Origin of the sequence: Symbiopectobacterium sp., from assembly GCF_047692315.1 — a bacterium.
Taxonomy (GTDB): domain Bacteria; phylum Pseudomonadota; class Gammaproteobacteria; order Enterobacterales; family Enterobacteriaceae; genus Symbiopectobacterium.
In genome coordinates, this window is record NZ_JBLLJS010000005.1 from 96,733 (window position 1) to 114,820 (window position 18,088).

Consider the following 18,088-nt stretch of genomic DNA (forward strand, 5'->3'; position numbering starts at 1 on the left):
ATTAATTCGCGGACGAAGGCAATTCGCGGATGTCTGCAAAATGCCCTGTCACGGCGGCGGCGGCAGCCATCGCCGGGCTGACCAGGTGGGTACGGCCCGCACGCCCCTGACGGCCTTCAAAGTTACGGTTGCTGGTGGATGCACAGCGCTCACCGGGGTTCAGGCGGTCATTGTTCATCGCCAGACACATGGAGCAGCCCGGCAGACGCCATTCAAACCCGGCTTCGATAAACACTTTATCCAGACCTTCCAGCTCCGCCATGGTTTTCACCGGGCCGGAGCCGGGCACCACGATAGCCTGCACGCCTGCGGCCACTTTACGCCCTTTGGCAATAGCGGCGGCAGCGCGCAAATCTTCGATACGCGAGTTAGTACAGGAGCCGATAAACACTTTGTCGATGGCGACATCGGTCAGCTTGATGCCCGGTTGCAGATCCATATAGGCCAGCGCTTTGGCGGCAGAAGCACGCTCAACCGGATCGCTGAAGGACTCAGGATCGGGGATATTCTGGTTCACGGCGATCACCTGACCGGGGTTGGTGCCCCAGGTCACCTGCGGCGCGATATCGGCGGCGTCCAGTGTGACGACGGTGTCGAACACGGCGTCTGCATCCGATTTCAACGTGCTCCAGTAAGCTACGCCGGCTTCCCAATCAGCCCCTTTCGGTGCGAACTGACGGCCTTTCAGGTAGGCAAAGGTGGTTTCATCCGGAGCCACCAAACCGGCTTTGGCACCCATTTCAATCGCCATGTTACACAGCGTCATGCGGCCTTCCATGCTCAACGCGCGGATGGCGTCACCACAGAATTCCACCACGTGACCGGTACCGCCCGCGCTACCGGTTTTACCGATGATCGCCAGCACGATGTCTTTTGCGGTGATGCCGGGCGCAGCCTGACCTGTCACTTCAATGTTCATGGTTTTGGCGCGACCCTGCTTCAGGGTTTGTGTGGCCAGCACGTGTTCCACTTCGGAGGTGCCGATACCAAACGCCAGTGAACCAAAGGCGCCGTGGGTCGCAGTGTGGGAATCGCCGCACACGATGGTCATGCCAGGCAGGGTCATGCCCTGTTCCGGCCCGATAACGTGCACGATACCTTGATACGGGTGGTTCAGATCGTACAGCTGCACGCCGAATTCTGCGCAGTTCTTGATCAGTTCCTGCATCTGGATGCGAGCCATTTCACCGCAGGCATTGATGTCTTTAGTCTGGGTGGAAACGTTGTGATCCATGGTGGCGAAGGTTTTGCCCGGCTGGCGCACTTTGCGCCCCATGGCACGCAAGCCATCAAAAGCCTGCGGCGACGTCACTTCATGCACCAGATGGCGGTCGATATACAGCAGCGGCGTTTCGTTCTGCGCTTCGTACACCACGTGGGCATCAAACAACTTCTGGTATAAGGTCTTGCTCATGGTTACACCCCTTGCGCCACAAAGCGAGCAATGGCATCACCCATTTCATCGGTGCTGATGGCTTTGCCGTCACGGCCAGCCAGATCGCCGGTACGATAGCCTTCGGCCAGCGCGGTGTTTACGGCATTTTCGATGGCGTTGGCTGCGTCATCGGCTTCCGGGCTGTAGCGCAGCAGCAATGCCAACGACAGGATCTGCGCGATAGGGTTGGCGATGTTTCTGCCCGCGATATCCGGTGCAGAGCCGCCCGCCGGTTCATACAGGCCAAAACCTTGTTCGTTCAGGCTAGCGGAAGGCAGCATGCCCATCGAACCGGTGATCATCGCACATTCGTCAGACAGGATATCGCCAAACAAGTTGGAGCACAGCATCACGTCGAACTGGGATGGGTCTTTGATCAACTGCATGGTGGCGTTGTCGATGTACAGGTGCGCCAGCGTTACGTCCGGGTAGTCTTTGCTGACTTCGGTGACGATCTCGCGCCACAGGATGGAGCTTTGCAGCACGTTGGCTTTATCGATGGACGTCACCTTGCTGCGACGTTTGCGTGCCGACTCAAATGCAATGCGGGCGATGCGCTCGATCTCGAAACGGTGATACACCTCGGTGTCGAACGCGCGCTCGTGCTGGCCGCTGCCTTCACGACCTTTCGGTTGACCAAAGTAGATACCGCCGGTCAGTTCACGCACGCACAGAATGTCGAAACCGTTAGCGGCGATGTCGCTGCGCAGTGGACAGAATGCTTCCAGCCCTTGATACAGGCGTGCCGGGCGCAGGTTGCAGAACAGGCGAAAATGCTTACGCAGTGGCAGCAACGCGCCGCGCTCCGGTTGCTCCACGGGCGGCAGATGCTCCCATTTCGGGCCGCCAACCGAGCCAAATAAAATGGCGTCAGCCTGCTCGCAGCCTGCGACGGTGGCGGGCGGCAGCGGCGTGCCTTGACGATCGATGGCGATGCCACCGACGTCATATTCGCTGGTGGTGATACGCAAACCGAAACGCTGGCGAACCGCGTCTAACACTTTATGGGCTTGCGCCATGACTTCCGGGCCGATGCCGTCACCGGGTAAGACGGCGATATGGTAACTCTTTGTCATCACACTGTTTCCTGGCTATTTTGTTGTTTGTTGTGGTGCTGCAAACGCTGAATTTCTTGTTCTACCAACTGTGCGCGTTTGATGTTATTCAATACGTTGACCATCGCTTTGGCAGAAGACTCGACGATGTCGGTCGCCAGGCCCACGTCGTGGAAGCGGCGTCCCTGATAATCGACAACGATATCGACCTGTCCCAGCGCATCGCGGCCTTGGCCCTTGGCGGACAACTGATATTTCACCAGTTCAATGCCGTAGCCCGTGATGTGGTTAATTGCCTGATAAACGGCATCGACAGGGCCGTTGCCGGTAGCGGCTTCGGCTTGTACATCATCGCCACAGCCTAACTGTACGGAAGCGGTCGCCATCATGCTGGAGCCTGATTGCACGTTAAAACCTTCCAGACGGTAATATTCCGCGCCTTCCTGCTGGTTGTTGATAAAGGCCAGCGCTTCCAGATCGTAGTCGAACACCTGGCCTTTCTCGTCGGCCAGCTTCAGGAAATCGGTGTACAGCGTATCCAGATTATAATCGCTGTCCTGATAGCCCATCTCTTCCATGCGGTGTTTCACCGCCGCGCGGCCAGAACGGGAGGTCAGGTTCAACTGCACTTCTTTCAGGCCGATGGATTCCGGCGTCATGATCTCGTAGTTGGAACGGTTCTTCAGCACGCCATCCTGATGGATACCGGAAGAGTGGGCAAAGGCGTTGGAGCCGATAATCGCTTTGTTGCCGGGGATCGGCATGTTGCAAATCTGGCTCACCAACTGGCTGGTGCGATAGATTTCCTGATGATTGATGTTGGTGTGGACGTTCAGCAGATCCTGACGGGTTTTAATCGCCATGATTACTTCTTCTAACGCCGTATTGCCTGCACGCTCGCCCAGACCGTTCATCGTGCCTTCTACCTGACGCGCCCCGGCCTGAACTGCGGTAATGGAGTTCGCAACCGACATGCCCAGATCGTCATGGCAGTGCACAGAAATAATCGCTTTGTCGATGTTAGGCACGCGATCGTACAAGGTGGAGATAATGCCGCCGAACTGATACGGCGTGGTGTAGCCGACCGTATCCGGAATATTGATGGTGGTGGCACCGGCGTTAATGGCAGCTTCAACAATGCGGCACAGGTTATCGATAGGCGTACGGCCCGCATCTTCGCAGGAAAACTCTACGTCGTCGGTGTAGTTACGCGCACGTTTCACGGAGTGAACCGCTTTCTCAATCACCTGCTCGAACGACAAACGCAGTTTGGATTCGATATGCAGGGTAGAGGTGGCCAGGAACACGTGAATTCGGAAGGCTTCTGCAACGCGCAGCGCCTCGGCGGCGACATCGATATCTTTATCGACACAGCGTGCCAAACCGCACACGCGGCTATTTTTAATCTGACGCGCGATGGTTTGCACCGATTCAAAATCGCCCGGCGAAGAGACGGGGAAACCCACCTCCATCACGTCCACGCCCAATCTTTCCAGCGAGTAGGCCACTTGCAGTTTCTCTTTTACACTCAGGCTGGCTTGTAATGCCTGCTCACCATCACGCAACGTGGTATCGAAAATAATAACCTGCTGGCTCATTGGAAAGATTCCTTATCGTGTTTATTCGAGCGCCGAACGGGTAAAAAAAACCCGCGCATCGGCGCGGGTTCTTCGTTTTGTGTAACGTGAAATCAGCTCTGACTTTCACCCACAGGCATACCGCGCAATGTTGATGCATGTAGTAGTAGGACTAGTAGGAAAGTGTGTTTGAACATGATGTCTCGTCTGATCTCGTTAGCTATTAAATTTGCCACACACCGCTCAACCGCGGGGATGACATCGCTCGTGCTTTTATTGGTACTTGATTCTTGTGGGTATGTCAAGCATTTGTGGCAATCGCGTCGTGCGCGGTTTTATCTCGCGACGAAATCGTTTGCTTCGCCAAAGCATACGGGCAGCGCCAACGAGCAGATGTGCGTGGTGTCAACCTTCCATCATGCCAATGTGAAAGATCGTTGCGGTTTCTGGCAAGATCAGTAGACTGCGCCAAAATAATAAACAGTTGTACGCTGAAATTTCTCAGGCTCATTTTTATTATGTCTACCTATTTGTTAATACCATTTGGTTGAACGCATCCAACACCAGATCGCCCATTGTTCCGGCCGTACCGCACTGCGTGAATGGTCTGCTGCTGGCGAAACGCAGCTCACCTGGTTTCAGGCCGGTGTGCGTATCCGCCGCATCGCCTGTGCACTGCTCTCGCTGGGGATTGATGCCCAAGAGCGTGTCGCGTTGTTCTCTCATAATTCGCTGAACTGGTCACTGGCGGATCTCGCTACGCTGGTATGTGCGTGGTGTGACCGTGCCGATTTATGCCACCAACACTGCCACACAGGCTGCGTTTATCATCAATGACGCGGATATCCGCACCATTTTTGTCGGTTCACAGCCGCAATATGATGCCGTATTGGCGCTGTTGCCGGAGTGCCCGCAGTTTAAGCGCATTATTGTGCTCGATGACACAGTAAACCTGCATCACTGCCCATTGGCGTTAACGCTGGCAGCCTTTGAAGCCGATGTGGATGACGCCTACTGGCAGCCTGCGCTGCAACAGCGCATCAATGAGCGCCGACTGGACGATCTTTTCACGCTGATCTACACCTCCGGCACCACTGGCGAACCGAAGGGCGTGATGCTGGATTACGCCAACATGGCGATGGTGCTTAAGCCGCACGATGAGCGCCTTTGCGTGTCGCAGGACGATATCTCACTGAGTTTCCTGCCGCTGTCCCATGTGTTTGAGCGCGCCTGGTCGTTTTATATGATGCATACCGGTGCGCAAAATGTGTATCTGACCGATACCAATCTGGTACGCAATGCCATGCAGGCAGTCTCACCGACCGTGATGTGTGCGGTGCCGCGCTTCTATGAGAAAGTGTATAGCGCCATCCACGAAAAAGTCGCACAGGCCCCTTGGTATCGCCGCACGCTGTTTAACTGGGCTATTGCGCAGGGTCGCAAAACGTTTCTGGCACGCATTGCGGGTAAATCACGCTCGCCGTTGCAGGCGTTGCTGCACCGCGTAGCCGATCGTCTGGTGCTGAGCAAATTGCGCCAACTGCTTGGCGGTAAGGTTCGCTTTATGCCCGCGGCCGGTACGCATCTGGATGACAATATCATTCTGTTTTTCCAGTCGATGGGCGTGCGCATCATTTACGGTTACGGCATGACGGAAACCTGTACCACGGTATCTGTTGGGAAGAGAGCAAAGTGCGTCTGGGTTCTATTGGCACACCGCTGCCCGGTATTGAAGTGCGCATTGGTGACGAAAACGAAATTCAGGTGCGCGGTGCTACGCTGATGCGTGGTTACTTCCACCTCCCGCAGGAGACCGCTGAGGCGTTCACCGCAGATGGCTGGCTGAAAACCGGCGATGCCGGGAAACTGGATGCGCAGGGTAACTTGCATATCACCGAGCGGCTGAAGGACCTGATGAAAACCTCCGGCGGAAAATATATCGCGCCGCAGCATCTGGAAGGCACGTTAGGACAAGACCGCTTTATCGAGCAGGTGGCCGTTCGCCGATGCCCGAAAATACGTGTCTGCATTGATTGTGCCTTGCTTTGAAGCGCTGGAAGAGTACGCGCTGTCGGTCAATCTCAAGTATCACGATCGCCTTGAGCTGTTACGCCACAGTCACATTATTGAGCTGTTTGAACAACGCCCGCGTGAGATGCAAAAAGAGCTGTCGCGGGTGGAGCAGGTCAAACGCTTTACCTTGCTGGCGACCCCTTTCTCTATGGAGAGCGGCGAATTGACGCCGACATTGAAGCTGCGGCGTAAGATTGTCGCACAGCTCTATCAGCTGGAAATCGATGCCATGTACGGCGAATGAAATAGCGTCAATATGCAGCGGGCGGTCTACACGAAATTTTAACTTTTTTGATGAAAATTTCTCGCTGCAATTCTCTGCCATCGCGGAATAATCACCATCCGCGATGACGCCGCTCAGCGTTTTATCTTAAGCGAATCCTTTCCGACGGTGTAAACCCGTTTCCTGCTAGTGCCCCCTCTCGCTTCCCTCGTTTGCCTGTGTCATCGTCTAACGTTATGGTAATCGGCTATATTCAAATTCTGGATAAGACAATGACGCGCGTCGCGCTGTGATGCCAGTGCCGCGACGCCGCTATCAGAACGAAAAGAGGCAATCCCATGGAGATGTTGTCAGGCGCCGAAATGGTGGTTCGATCGTTGATCGATCAGGGCGTGAAATATGTGTTCGGGTATCCGGGCGGGGCGGTATTGGATATTTACGATGCGCTACACACCGTGGGCGGCATTGACCATATCCTGGTGCGCCACGAACAGGGTGCGGTTCACATGGCGGATGGTTACGCGCGCGCCACCGGCGATGTCGGCGCGGTGCTGGCCACCTCGGGCCCCGGTGCCACCAATGCCATTACCGGCATTGCCACGGCTTACATGGATTCCATCCCGATGGTGGTGTTATCTGGCCAGGTAGCGACATCGCTTATCGGTTATGACGCGTTTCAGGAATGCGACATGGTCGGTATTTCGCGTCCGGTCGTGAAGCACAGCTTTCTGGTCAAGCAGGCTGAAGATGTGCCAACGGTGTTGAAGAAGGCGTTCTATCTGGCATCGAGCGGGTGTCCTGGCCCGGTGATGGCAGTATCCAGATGAACATTCAGGAGCTGTCTACCGCGTTGCAGTATGATTTGCCTGTCGTGGTGATCAACCTCAACAACCGCTTCCTCGGCATGGTGAAGCAGTGGCAGGATATGATCTACTCAGGAAGACATTCCAACTCCTACATGGAGTCGCTGCCGGATTTCGTCAAACTGGCGGAAGCCTATGGGCATGTTGGCATCGCCATTACGTCGCCGCAGGAATTGGAAAGCAAGCTGAGCGAAGCACTGGCGGTGAAAAACCGGCTGGTGTTCGTCGATATCACCATCGACAGCAGTGAGCACGTTTATCCCATGCAGGTCCGCGGTGGCGGCATGGATGAAATGTGGTTAAGCAAAATGGAGAGGACCTGATCATGCGCCGGATTTTATCTGTGTTATTGGAAAACGAATCTGGGGCATTGTCGCGCGTTGTCGGCCTGTTTTCCCAGCGTGGGTATAATATCGAAAGCCTGACGGTAGCGCCGACCGACGATCCGACGCTGTCGCGCATGACCATCCAGACGGTGGGCGATGCCAAGGTTATCGAGCAAATTGAGAAGCAACTGCATAAGCTGGTAGACGTGCTGCGCGTGAGCGAACTGGGACAAGGTTCGCACGTTGAGCGTGAAATCATGTTAGTGAAATTGCAGGCCACGGGCTATGGTCGGAAAGAAGTGAAGCGCAGTACGGAAATTTTTCGTGGTCAGATTGTGGATGTCACCGCAACGCTTTACACCGTACAGTTGGCTGGTACCAGTGACAAACTGGATGCGTTCTTGAGTGCGGTGCGTGATGTGGCAGAAATTGTTGAAGTTGCGCGTTCCGGTATCGTTGGCGTGTCACACGGCGATAAGATTATGCGCTAAATTCCTCTCTGCTGATCTATGATAAAGGGGCTCGTCGTGCTGGCGAGCCTTTTATTTTTGTCTCGATAACCCCGAATAACAATAAAGCGGTTGCTGATTATCAGCTTCTGCGGTTAGATCTACACGATATCCATGCTTAAAATATGGACATCCCTATTTTTTATTATCCAGCTTATTTAAAGGGGCTAACGTGAAACTGGATGAAATCGCGTGCCTTGCGGGCGTTTCACGCACTACCGCCAGCTACGTTATCAATGGCAAAGCCAAACAATACCGCGTCAGTGATAAAACCGTAGAAAAAGTGATGTCGGTGGTGCGCGAGCACAATTATCATCCCAATGCGGTGGCTGCTGGATTACGCGCTGGGCGTACCCGTTCTATCGGGCTGGTGATTCCGGATCTGGAAAATACCAGCTATACCAAAATTGCGAATTATCTTGAGCGTCAGGCACGTCAGCGCGGTTATCAATTACTGATTGCCTGTTCTGAAGATCAGCCAGATAACGAAATGCGCTGCATTGAGCATCTGCTGCAACGTCAGGTTGATGCCATTATCGTGTCGACGGCGCTCCCACCGGAGCATCCGTTCTACCAGCGTTGGGCTGGAGATAGCTTGCCGATTATCGCGCTGGATCGCGCGTTGGATCGTGAGCACTTCACCAGCGTTGTGGGAGCGGATTGTGAAGATGCGGAAATGCTGGCGCGGGAACTGCGCAAGATCCCGGCGGAGTCCGTGCTCTATCTAGGGGCGCTGCCGGAGCTTTCTGTCAGTTTCTTGCGCGAGCAGGGATTCCGCATGGCGTGGGCCGAGGATCCGCGTCAGGTGAATTTCCTCTATGCCAATAGCTACGAGCGTTCGGCGGCAGCGGCGGCTTTTGAAGAGTATTTGCAGCATCACCCCATGCCGCAGGCGTTGTTCACTACCTCATTTCCGCTGTTACAAGGGGTGATGGACATTACCCTGAAGCAGAGCGGGCGGTTGCCAAACAATTTGGCGATTGCCACCTTCGGTGACAACGAACTGCTGGATTTCCTTGAATGCCCGGTGCTGTCAGTGGCGCAGTGTCATCGTGAAGTGGCCGAGCGGGTGTTGGAGCTGGTGCTGGCGAGCCTGGATGAACCGAAGAAGCCCAAGCCCGGTTTGACGCGCATTCGGCGCAGTCTCTACCGACGTGGCTCACTCAGTCGTCGCTAGTTTGGGATTATTCCTAATAAAAAGCCATCCTGACACAGGATGGCTTTTTTGTTGCCTGCATTTTAGCGATAGTTGCAGTGTCGGCCCGATTTTCAGCCCGGCACGGCGACGCGAAACAGGCGGCGGCAGTAATCGAGGAAGTAACCGTAGGCGACAAACATAACCATATATATCATAACGTTACTGGTTACCGCTGCGACGATCTGCTGCGGGTTGGCACCAATGAACCATAGGATGGCGACATACACCGGAGATTGCAAGCTGACGTAGGCAAACAGATCTGCCAGATTTTTTACCCAGGTGCCGTGAGTCACGTAGCGCTGAGACAGGCTCAGGATGCGATCGCGGTACAGGCCGTAGGGCCAGGCAATAACAATGTTAACGGGTATCGACACCAGTCGCGAGGAAAGCGACTGCTGGAAACTCATGCCAGACAGCAGGATCTCGATTAGCATACCCATTATAAAACAGTAGATTACCATAGCGACTGTGTCCGCCACCGCACTACGTAGCAGGGATTCAGGGGAGAACATGCCAGGGGAGAACATGCAGAGAGAACCCGTTATACAGTTAAATGGGAAAATGCAGTTAATTGTGTTGGTGTATTTTATGTGCGTAGTGTACTTCACTGGATGTTGAACTTGTAAGTAGCGATTAATTTTTATTTTTTCATGCTTTTTTCTTATGGGCGCTACTTAATAGAAGAAAGGTGGCATGGCGGTTTATTAAGCGCGGCTAAGCGTAGAATTGTATTTATAAACAATTGCTTGTGTTTTTTCAGTTTGGATGCCCCTTTACGAGAGAAAAATCGCTCTCTCTCTTAACCCAAATAGCAGTGCCGAAAGTATGGGTTTTAGGAATACTCTTATAATATAATAATTAACCCGCGAATTTAGTTGATGCGGGTAAAAAGCCCCAATTGTTTTTCGTAACCTTAAATAAAGAAAAATTGGCAGCATCATTGGTAAAAAGAAAATAGAATAGCGCGCAGACATCATTGTAAAAGAGGAATGGGCTGACCGACTTTTAGGGTAAAAATGTGACCGGTATCTGGCTGGAGTATGCCGCAGGCATGCGCTCGGCGCGGGTTATGGATAGCGGGTGCGACGATGATGTCACGAGCGTTTTATGATTAATGGTAAATTTAAGTAAAAATGAGGAATTATTACTCTCTTTCTGATTGTTTATCCAGAAATAATTTTTCCTCAAATTTTCATGGCGTTAATCCCCCTTAATTTCCGGCTGTTATTCCTTTTTACTGCATTCATGTCCATCTTGAGGCAGAAATAATTCCAAAGCGCGCCCGCTCTGGCTTGACAAGGTTTTCATACCCTCCGTAAACTCTTCAATGTGGGAATTTGTGGGATAAAGTGGTGAAAAGGGTAATGAAGGGGTAACTCGAGCATGTTTCGTGGGGCTACGCTGATTAACCTCGACAGTAAAGGTCGGCTCGCCGTTCCTACCCGTTATCGGGAAACGCTGTCGGAGACATCGCAAGGTCAGATGGTTTGCACCATTGACCTCCATCAGCCCTGTCTGCTGCTTTACCCCTTGCCTGAGTGGGAAGTGATTGAGCAAAAATTGTCGCGTCTGTCGAGCATGAACCCTGCTGAGCGCCGCGTGCAGCGGTTGCTGTTGGGGCATGCCAGTGAGTGTCAGATGGACAATGCCGGGCGTCTGCTGATTGCCAGCACGCTGCGGCAACATGCGAGCCTGACGAAAGAAGTGATGCTGGTCGGCCAGTTCAACAAGTTTGAACTGTGGGATGAGCAGGCCTGGTATCAACAGGTCAAGGACGATATCGACGCTGAGCAATCCTCTGAGGCTCCGTTGTCGGAGAGATTGCAGGATTTATCACCGTAGTCATGCTGAAAGAAATACATGCCGGAAAATTATAACCATACCACGGTGCTGTTGGATGAAGCGGTGAATGGCCTCAATATCCGCGCTGACGGCACTTACATCGATGGCACGTTTGGCCGTGGTGGCCATTCGCGCTTGATCCTTTCTCGTCTTGGACCGGAAGGACGCCTTGTGGCCATCGATCGCGATCCTCAAGCCATTGCTGCGGCAGAGGCCATTCAATATTCACGCTTTTCTATTGTTCACGGACCTTTTTCAGCACTGGCAAGCTACGTGGATACGCTGGGATTAACCGGGCGCATTGACGGTGTGCTACTTGATTTGGGCGTCTCATCGCCGCAGTTAGACGATCCTGAGCGCGGTTTCTCCTTTATGCGTGATGGGCCGCTGGACATGCGCATGGACCCGACGCGCGGGCAGTCGGCTGCCGGATGGCTGCAAACGGCAGAAGCCGATGACATCGCCTGGGTGCTGAAAACCTTCGGTGAAGAACGTTTTGCCAAACGCATCGCGCGCGCGATTGCTGAACGTAGCCGCACAGAGCCGATGACGCGCACGCGTGAGTTGGCCGAGTTGATTGCGGCAGCAAGCCCGGTGAAAGAGCGGCACAAGCACCCGGCGACGCGCAGCTTTCAGGCGATCCGTATCTATATCAATAGCGAGTTGGACGAAATCGAGCAGGCGCTTAACGGCGCGCTGACCGTATTGGCACCGCAAGGGCGTTTATCGATCATCAGCTTTCATTCGCTGGAAGATCGTATTGTGAAGCGCTTTATGCGTCATCACAGCCGCGGGCCGCAGGTGCCGGCGGGAATACCGCTTACCGAAGCACAGCTGCGTGCACAAGGCGGTCAGACGCTGAAAACGGTTAGCAAGATGATGCCGCCGGAAGCGGAAGTGGCAGAAAACCCGAGAGCGCGCAGCTCCGTTTTACGTATCGCGGAACGGCTACCGGAATGATAAGAAATGAGCGGCACAGCCTGGCGGGGATTATCGGCCAGGACATTCTTCGTCACGGCAAGTTGCCGCTGCTACTGCTGATTGCTTCGTTGGTGTCTGCGGTGCTGGTAGTGACGACGGCGCACAAGACGCGTCTGTTGACCGCGCAGCGGGAACAGTTGTTGTTGGAGCGTGATGCGTTGGATATCGAATGGCGCAACCTGATCCTGGAAGAGAACGCCTTGGGCGATCACAGCCGGGTGGAACGTATCGCAACGGAAAAACTGCATATGGGGCACGTGGACCCGGCGCAGGAAAATATCGTAGTCAAACAGTGAATCTGGTTAAGCATGAGAGCATAGGTACTCATTTGGCATGAAAGCAGCGCGCACAGGAAAGTTGAAACGACAGGAAGATAAGGCCAGCTTTGTAAGCTGGCGTTTTGCGTTGCTTTGTTCAGGCATATTGCTGGCGATGGTGGGGCTGATGTTGCGCACCGCCTATTTGCAGGTGATCAACCCGGATAAACTGGTGCGCGAAGGGGATATGCGTTCCCTGCGCGTGCAGGAAGTTCCCACCGCGCGCGGCATGATCAGCGATCGCGCCGGGCGTCCTTTGGCGGTTAGTGTGCCCGTTAACGCCATCTGGGCCGATCCGAAAGAGTTAAACGAACACGGCGGCGTGTCGCTCGATACCCGCTGGAAAGCGCTTTCTGATGCGCTGGATCTGCCACTCGACCAGATGGCGGCAAAAATTAACGCCAATCCGAAAGGGCGCTTTGTCTATCTGGCGCGTCAGGTGAATCCCGCGATTAGCGAATATGTCCACAAACTCAAGCTGCCTAGCATTTATCTGCGTCAGGAATCACGTCGCTATTATCCCGCAGGTCAGGTGACGTCTCATCTGATTGGTTTTACCAACATTGACGGGCAGGGGATTGAAGGGGTTGAGAAAAGCTTCGACCGCTGGCTGACCGGGCAACCGGGTGAGCGCACGGTGCGTAAAGATCGCTTTGGCCGCGTGATTGAGGATATCTCTTCGGTTGACAGCCAGGCGGCGCATAACCTGATGTTGAGCATTGACGAACGCCTGCAAGCGCTGGTCTACCGCGAGTTGAATAACGCGGTGGCGTTCAATAACGCGGAATCCGGCACTGCCGTGCTGGTGGATGTGAACACCGGCGAAGTGTTGGCGATGGCCAACAGCCCTTCCTATAACCCGAACAATCTGTCGGGCACCCCCACCGACGTCATGCGTAACCGCGCCATCACCGACATTTTTGAACCGGGTTCGACGGTAAAACCCATGGTGGTGATGACGGCACTGCAACGTAACGTGGTGAAAGAGAACAGTCTGCTCAACACATTGCCCTATTACATCAACGGTCATGAGATTAAAGACGTCGCCCGCTACGCGGAACTCACGTTGACCGGGATATTACAGAAGTCGAGTAACGTCGGTGTTTCACGACTGGCGTTAGCGATGCCCTCCTCAGCGCTGGTAGAAACTTACTCGCGTTTTGGCTTGGGAAAAGCGACCAATTTGGGGTTGGTCGGAGAAAGCAGTGGCTTATATCCTCAAAAACAACGGTGGTCTGACATAGAGAGGGCCACCTTTTCTTTCGGCTATGGATTGATGGTGACGCCGCTGCAACTGGCGCGCGTTTACGCCACCATCGGTAGCTATGGTATCTATCGTCCGCTCTCTATCACCAAAGTCGATCCACCGGTGCCAGGGGAGCGCGTCTTTGCCGAACCCATCGTACGAACGGTGGTGCACATGATGGAGAGCGTTGCCTTGCCGGGCGGCGGGGGAACCAAGGCGGCGATTAAGGGATATCGTGTTGCCATCAAAACCGGTACGGCGAAAAAAGTCGGCCCTGATGGCAAATATATCAACAAATACATTGCCTACACCGCCGGTGTTGCGCCTGCCAGCAACCCGCGCTTCGCGCTGGTGGTGGTAATTAACGATTCCAAGGCGGGTAACTACTACGGTGGTGCGGTCTCTGCGCCAGTGTTTGGGGCCATCATGGGCGGCGTATTGCGTACCATGAACATCGAGCCGGATGCGCTCCCGTGGGCGATAAAAATGATTTTGTGATTAACCATAAAGGAGTTTCAGGTGGCAGATCGTAATCTGTGCGATTTACTGGCACCGTGGGTGCAGGATGTCCCACCACGCCAACTGCGGGAAATGACGCTGGATAGCCGTGTTGCAGCGGCGGGCGATCTGTTTGTGGCCGTGATTGGCCACAGCGCGGACGGGAGTCGCTATATTCCCCAGGCCATTGCGCAAGGGGTCGCAGCCGTGGTGGCAGAGGCAGACGGTGAAGCTGCCGATGGCACCGTGCGTGAAATGCACGGCGTTCCCGTCGTGTATCTGAGTAACCTGAACCAGCGTTTATCTGCACTGGCGGGGCGCTTTTATCAGCAGCCTGCTGAAAAATTACGGCTGGTCGGGGTCACTGGCACCAACGGCAAAACCACCACGACACAGCTGTTAGCCCAATGGAGCCAACTTCTGGGCGATACCAGCGCCGTTATGGGCACCGTGGGTAATGGTCTGTTGGGGCGCGTCAATCCCACCGCGAACACCACGGGCTCGGCAGTCGACGTACAGCATGTGCTGTATCAGTTGGTCGAACAAGGAGCGACCTTTGCGGCGATGGAGGTTTCCTCCCACGGGTTAGTGCAGCATAGCGTTGCGGCGTTGCCGTTCGCGGCGGTGGTTTTCACCAACCTGAGTCGCGATCATCTTGATTACCACGGCGATATGGAAAGCTATGAGGCCGCCAAGTGGTCTCTGTTCTCGGAACATAAAGTGGGTCAGGCGATCATTAACGCCGACGATGAAGTGGGACAGCGCTGGCTGGCGCAGTTGCCGGATGCCGTGGCGGTGACGCTGCACAATAATCTGGTACCGGGATGCCGTGGACGCTGGCTGAAGGCCACTGCGGTTGATTATCACGATGAAGGCGCGTCGATTGCGTTTGATTCCAACTGGGGCCGCGGTCGTATCGAAAGTCGCCTTATCGGTAAATTTAACGTCAGTAATCTGCTAATGGCGCTGGCAACGTTACTTTCTCTTGGTTATCCGCTGGATAGATTGGCTGAAACGGGCGCACAATTGCAGCCGGTTTGCGGCCGGATGGAAGTGTTTAAAGCGCCGGGTAAACCTACCGTTATCGTGGATTACGCCCATACGCCGGATGCGCTGGAGAAAGCGCTGGCGGCGGCCCGCCCGCATTGTAAAGGGCAACTGTGGTGTGTATTCGGCTGTGGCGGCGATCGTGACAAAGGTAAGCGCCCACTTATGGGGGCCATCGCGGAGCAACTGGCCGATCGTGTTGTGGTGACGGACGATAACCCGCGCAGTGAAGAGCCGCAGGCTATCGTGAAAGATATTCTCGCCGGTCTGGTTGATGCCGGACGGGTACTGGCCGTTCACGGTCGCGCCGAAGCGGTGACCAGCGCCATTATGCAGGCCAAACCTGATGATATGGTGCTGATTGCAGGCAAGGGCCACGAGGATTATCAACTGGTGGGTAACCAGCGCCTCGATTATTCCGATCGCGTGACTGCCGCGCGTCTGCTGGGGGTGATCGCATGATTCGCGTCACGTTGCAGCAACTGGCCACAGCGTTAAATGCCACGCTCCTCGGTGAAGATGTGGCAGTGGATACGGTGTGTACCGATACCCGGAAATTGACGCAGGGTTGCCTGTTTATCGCCCTGCGCGGTGAAAAGTTTGACGCTCATGATTATGCCCATCAGGCCGTGCGCGGCGGCGCGGCTGCGCTGTTGGTCAGTAAGCACTTACCTATCGACGTACCGCAACTGCTGGTGGGCGATACCCGTCTGGCGTTGGGCGAGCTGGGTGCCTGGATGCGTCGTCAATCCTCTGCGCGCGTGGTGGCGTTGACGGGCTCTTCTGGCAAAACCTCCGTCAAAGAGATGACGGCAGCGATTTTGCGCCAGTGTGGCGACGTGCTGTATACCGACGGCAATTTCAACAACGATATTGGCGTGCCGTTGACGCTGCTGCGCCTTACGCTGGAGCATCGCTTCGCAGTGATTGAACTGGGTGCGAACCATATTGGTGAGATTGCCTACACCACCAATCTGGTGCGTCCGGATAGCGCGTTGGTGAATAATCTGGCAGCAGCCCATCTGGAAGGTTTTGGATCGCTGGCAGGCGTGGCGCGGGCTAAAGGGGAAATCTTCAACGGGTTGCCCACCAAGGGTATCGCGGTGATTAACGCCGACAGCAATGACCTGTCGAGTTGGCATGACGTGCTGCGCGACAAAACGGTGTGGCAATTTTCGCCGCAGCAAGGTGAAAACACTGACTATTACGCCAGTGATATTCGCGTTGAAGGCGCGGGCACCCTCTTTGAATTGCATACGCCGTTTGGCTCGCTGGAAGTCAACGTGCCGCTGCCGGGTCGACATAACGTGGCGAACGCACTGGCGGCAGCCGCATTGGCGATGTCAGTGGGCGCAGGATTGCAGCAGGTGAAAGACGGCTTGGCGCAGTTGAAGGCTGTGCCGGGTCGGCTGTTTCCCATCACGCTGGCGGCGAGCAAACTGCTGCTGGACGACAGTTATAACGCCAATGTCGGGTCGATGACGGCGGCGGTGCACACGCTGGCAGAGATGCCGGGTTACCGCGTGCTGGTCGTGGGTGACATGGGTGAACTCGGTGAGGATGCTGAGGCGTGTCATCAGCAAGTGGGTGAAGCGGCGCGTGATGCTGGCATTGACGCGGTATTGAGCATTGGCACATTGAGTCAGGCAATCAGCTCGGCCTGCGAATGTGGCGAACATTTTCCCGATCGGGCGGCGCTGGTAGCGCGTTTGAAAACGTTGCTGTCTGCGCACGCAACGATCAGCATTTTGGTTAAAGGCTCCCGGAGTTCTGCGATGGAGCATGTGGTACACGCATTACAGGAGAATGCAGCATGTTAGTGTGGCTGGCCGAACATCTGGTCAAGTTTTATTCCGGCTTTAACGTCTTCTCGTATTTGACGTTTCGCGCCATTGTCAGCCTGCTGACCGCGTTAGTGATCTCCTTATGGATGGGACCGCACCTGATCGCCTGGCTGCAAAAATTGCAGATTGGGCAAGTGGTGCGCAACGAAGGACCAGAATCTCATTTCAGTAAACGGGGCACGCCTACCATGGGCGGCGTCATGATTCTGGCAGCGATTATTGTTTCGGTGTTGCTGTGGGCCAATCTTTCCAACCTGTATGTGTGGTGCGTGCTGTTGGTGCTGCTGGGCTACGGTATCGTCGGTTTTGTCGATGATTATCGCAAAGTGGTGCGCAAAGACACCAAGGGCTTGATTGCACGCTGGAAATACTTCTGGCAATCGGTGATTGCACTGGTGGTGGCTTTCACCATGTATGCCATCGGTAAAGGCACGCCGGCCACGCAGTTGGTGGTGCCCTTCTTTAAAGATGTGATGCCGCAACTGGGCTTGCTCTACATTTTGCTGACCTACTTTGTCATCGTCGGCACCAGTAACGCGGTTAACCTCACCGACGGCCTGGATGGCCTGGCGATCATGCCGATGGTGTTTGTCGCGGCGGGCTTCGCGCTGGTGGCGTGGGCGACGGGTAACATGAATTTTGCCGGTTACCTGCATATTCCTTACATCCGCCACGCCAGTGAATTGGTTATTGTCTGTACGGCAATTGTGGGCGCTGGGTTGGGATTCTTGTGGTTTAACACCTATCCGGCACAGGTGTTCATGGGCGATGTAGGTTCGTTGGCCCTTGGCGGCGCGTTGGGGACCATTGCCGTCCTGCTGCGTCAGGAATTCTTGCTGGTGATTATGGGCGGGGTGTTCGTGGTCGAAACCCTGTCGGTAATCCTTCAGGTCGGTTCATTCAAGCTACGCGGGCAGCGTATCTTTCGTATGGCGCCAATTCACCATCACTATGAACTCAAAGGGTGGCCAGAGCCGCGCGTGATTGTGCGTTTTTGGATTATTTCGCTGATGCTGGTGCTGATTGGCCTGGCAACGCTGAAGGTACGGTAACA

At 54.8% G+C, this 18,088-nt stretch carries 12 protein-coding genes and 3 pseudogenes; 11 read left to right on the forward strand and 4 right to left on the reverse strand.

Annotation, left to right across the window (positions count from 1 at the left end):
* Window position 1: 1 nt before the first annotated feature.
* Genes leuC through leuA form a run of 3 tightly spaced genes read right to left on the reverse strand, consistent with a single transcriptional unit; the run spans window position 2 to window position 4,088 of the window.
* Entirely contained in the window at window positions 2–1,414 is a 1,413-nt protein-coding gene (leuC, locus tag ACMZI0_RS02010) for a 3-isopropylmalate dehydratase large subunit (RefSeq protein ID WP_415671751.1), read from the reverse strand.
* Window positions 1,415–1,416: 2 nt separating this feature from the next.
* A complete protein-coding gene (gene leuB, locus ACMZI0_RS02015) occupies window positions 1,417–2,511 on the reverse strand; it encodes a 3-isopropylmalate dehydrogenase (protein ID WP_415671752.1) in 1,095 nt (364 codons plus the stop codon).
* On the reverse strand, window positions 2,511–4,088 hold the full coding sequence (leuA, locus tag ACMZI0_RS02020; RefSeq protein WP_415671753.1) for a 2-isopropylmalate synthase: 1,578 nt from the start codon (window positions 4,086–4,088) through the stop codon (window positions 2,511–2,513). The genes leuB and leuA overlap by 1 nt, the downstream gene beginning before the upstream one ends.
* A 522-nt stretch (window positions 4,089–4,610) precedes the next feature.
* Here leuA and ACMZI0_RS02025 point away from each other — a divergent pair.
* The 4 genes and pseudogenes from ACMZI0_RS02025 to cra all read left to right on the forward strand — a co-directional run bounded on the left by ACMZI0_RS02025 (window position 4,611) and on the right by cra (window position 9,238).
* Window positions 4,611–6,384, forward strand: a pseudogene (locus tag ACMZI0_RS02025) (AMP-dependent synthetase/ligase).
* Between the two features lie 317 nt (window positions 6,385–6,701).
* Window positions 6,702–7,549, forward strand: a pseudogene (locus ACMZI0_RS02030) (thiamine pyrophosphate-binding protein).
* A gap of 2 nt (window positions 7,550–7,551) precedes the next feature.
* Window positions 7,552–8,043: an acetolactate synthase small subunit gene (gene ilvN, locus ACMZI0_RS02035; RefSeq protein ID WP_415671754.1), complete on the forward strand. Its 492-nt coding sequence runs from the start codon at window positions 7,552–7,554 to the stop codon at window positions 8,041–8,043.
* Between the two features lie 190 nt (window positions 8,044–8,233).
* Window positions 8,234–9,238: a catabolite repressor/activator gene (gene cra, locus ACMZI0_RS02040; protein WP_415671755.1), complete on the forward strand. Its 1,005-nt coding sequence runs from the start codon at window positions 8,234–8,236 to the stop codon at window positions 9,236–9,238.
* Window positions 9,239–9,330: 92 nt separating this feature from the next.
* On the opposite strand, the gene ACMZI0_RS02045 is transcribed toward cra, so the two are convergent.
* A complete protein-coding gene (locus tag ACMZI0_RS02045) occupies window positions 9,331–9,771 on the reverse strand; it encodes an L-alanine exporter AlaE (protein WP_415671794.1) in 441 nt (146 codons plus the stop codon).
* 871 nt (window positions 9,772–10,642) lie between these two features.
* Here ACMZI0_RS02045 and mraZ point away from each other — a divergent pair.
* From mraZ to mraY, 7 genes and pseudogenes are all read left to right on the forward strand, one after another.
* Entirely contained in the window at window positions 10,643–11,101 is a 459-nt protein-coding gene (gene mraZ / locus ACMZI0_RS02050; RefSeq protein WP_415671756.1) for a division/cell wall cluster transcriptional repressor MraZ, read from the forward strand.
* 18 nt (window positions 11,102–11,119) lie between these two features.
* Complete coding sequence (gene rsmH, locus ACMZI0_RS02055; RefSeq protein WP_415671757.1) at window positions 11,120–12,061, forward strand: 16S rRNA (cytosine(1402)-N(4))-methyltransferase RsmH; 942 nt, start codon at window positions 11,120–11,122, stop codon at window positions 12,059–12,061.
* Window positions 12,058–12,378, forward strand: a complete 321-nt coding sequence (gene ftsL, locus ACMZI0_RS02060) for a cell division protein FtsL (protein WP_415671758.1) — start codon at window positions 12,058–12,060, stop codon at window positions 12,376–12,378. Before rsmH ends, ftsL begins: the two co-directional genes overlap by 4 nt.
* 37 nt (window positions 12,379–12,415) lie before the next feature.
* A pseudogene (locus ACMZI0_RS02065) lies at window positions 12,416–14,178 on the forward strand (peptidoglycan glycosyltransferase FtsI).
* Entirely contained in the window at window positions 14,165–15,652 is a 1,488-nt protein-coding gene (gene murE / locus ACMZI0_RS02070) for a UDP-N-acetylmuramoyl-L-alanyl-D-glutamate--2,6-diaminopimelate ligase (protein ID WP_415671759.1), read from the forward strand. Before ACMZI0_RS02065 ends, murE begins: the two are co-directional and overlap by 14 nt.
* Window positions 15,649–17,010 (forward strand): UDP-N-acetylmuramoyl-tripeptide--D-alanyl-D-alanine ligase, encoded by a 1,362-nt coding sequence (gene murF, locus ACMZI0_RS02075; RefSeq protein WP_415671760.1) that lies wholly within the window; start codon window positions 15,649–15,651, stop codon window positions 17,008–17,010. Before murE ends, murF begins: the two co-directional genes overlap by 4 nt.
* The gene (gene mraY / locus ACMZI0_RS02080; protein ID WP_415671761.1) at window positions 17,004–18,086 is read left to right on the forward strand and encodes a phospho-N-acetylmuramoyl-pentapeptide-transferase; all 1,083 of its coding nucleotides are present in this window, start codon (window positions 17,004–17,006) and stop codon (window positions 18,084–18,086) included. Before murF ends, mraY begins: the two co-directional genes overlap by 7 nt.
* Window positions 18,087–18,088 lie beyond the last annotated feature (2 nt).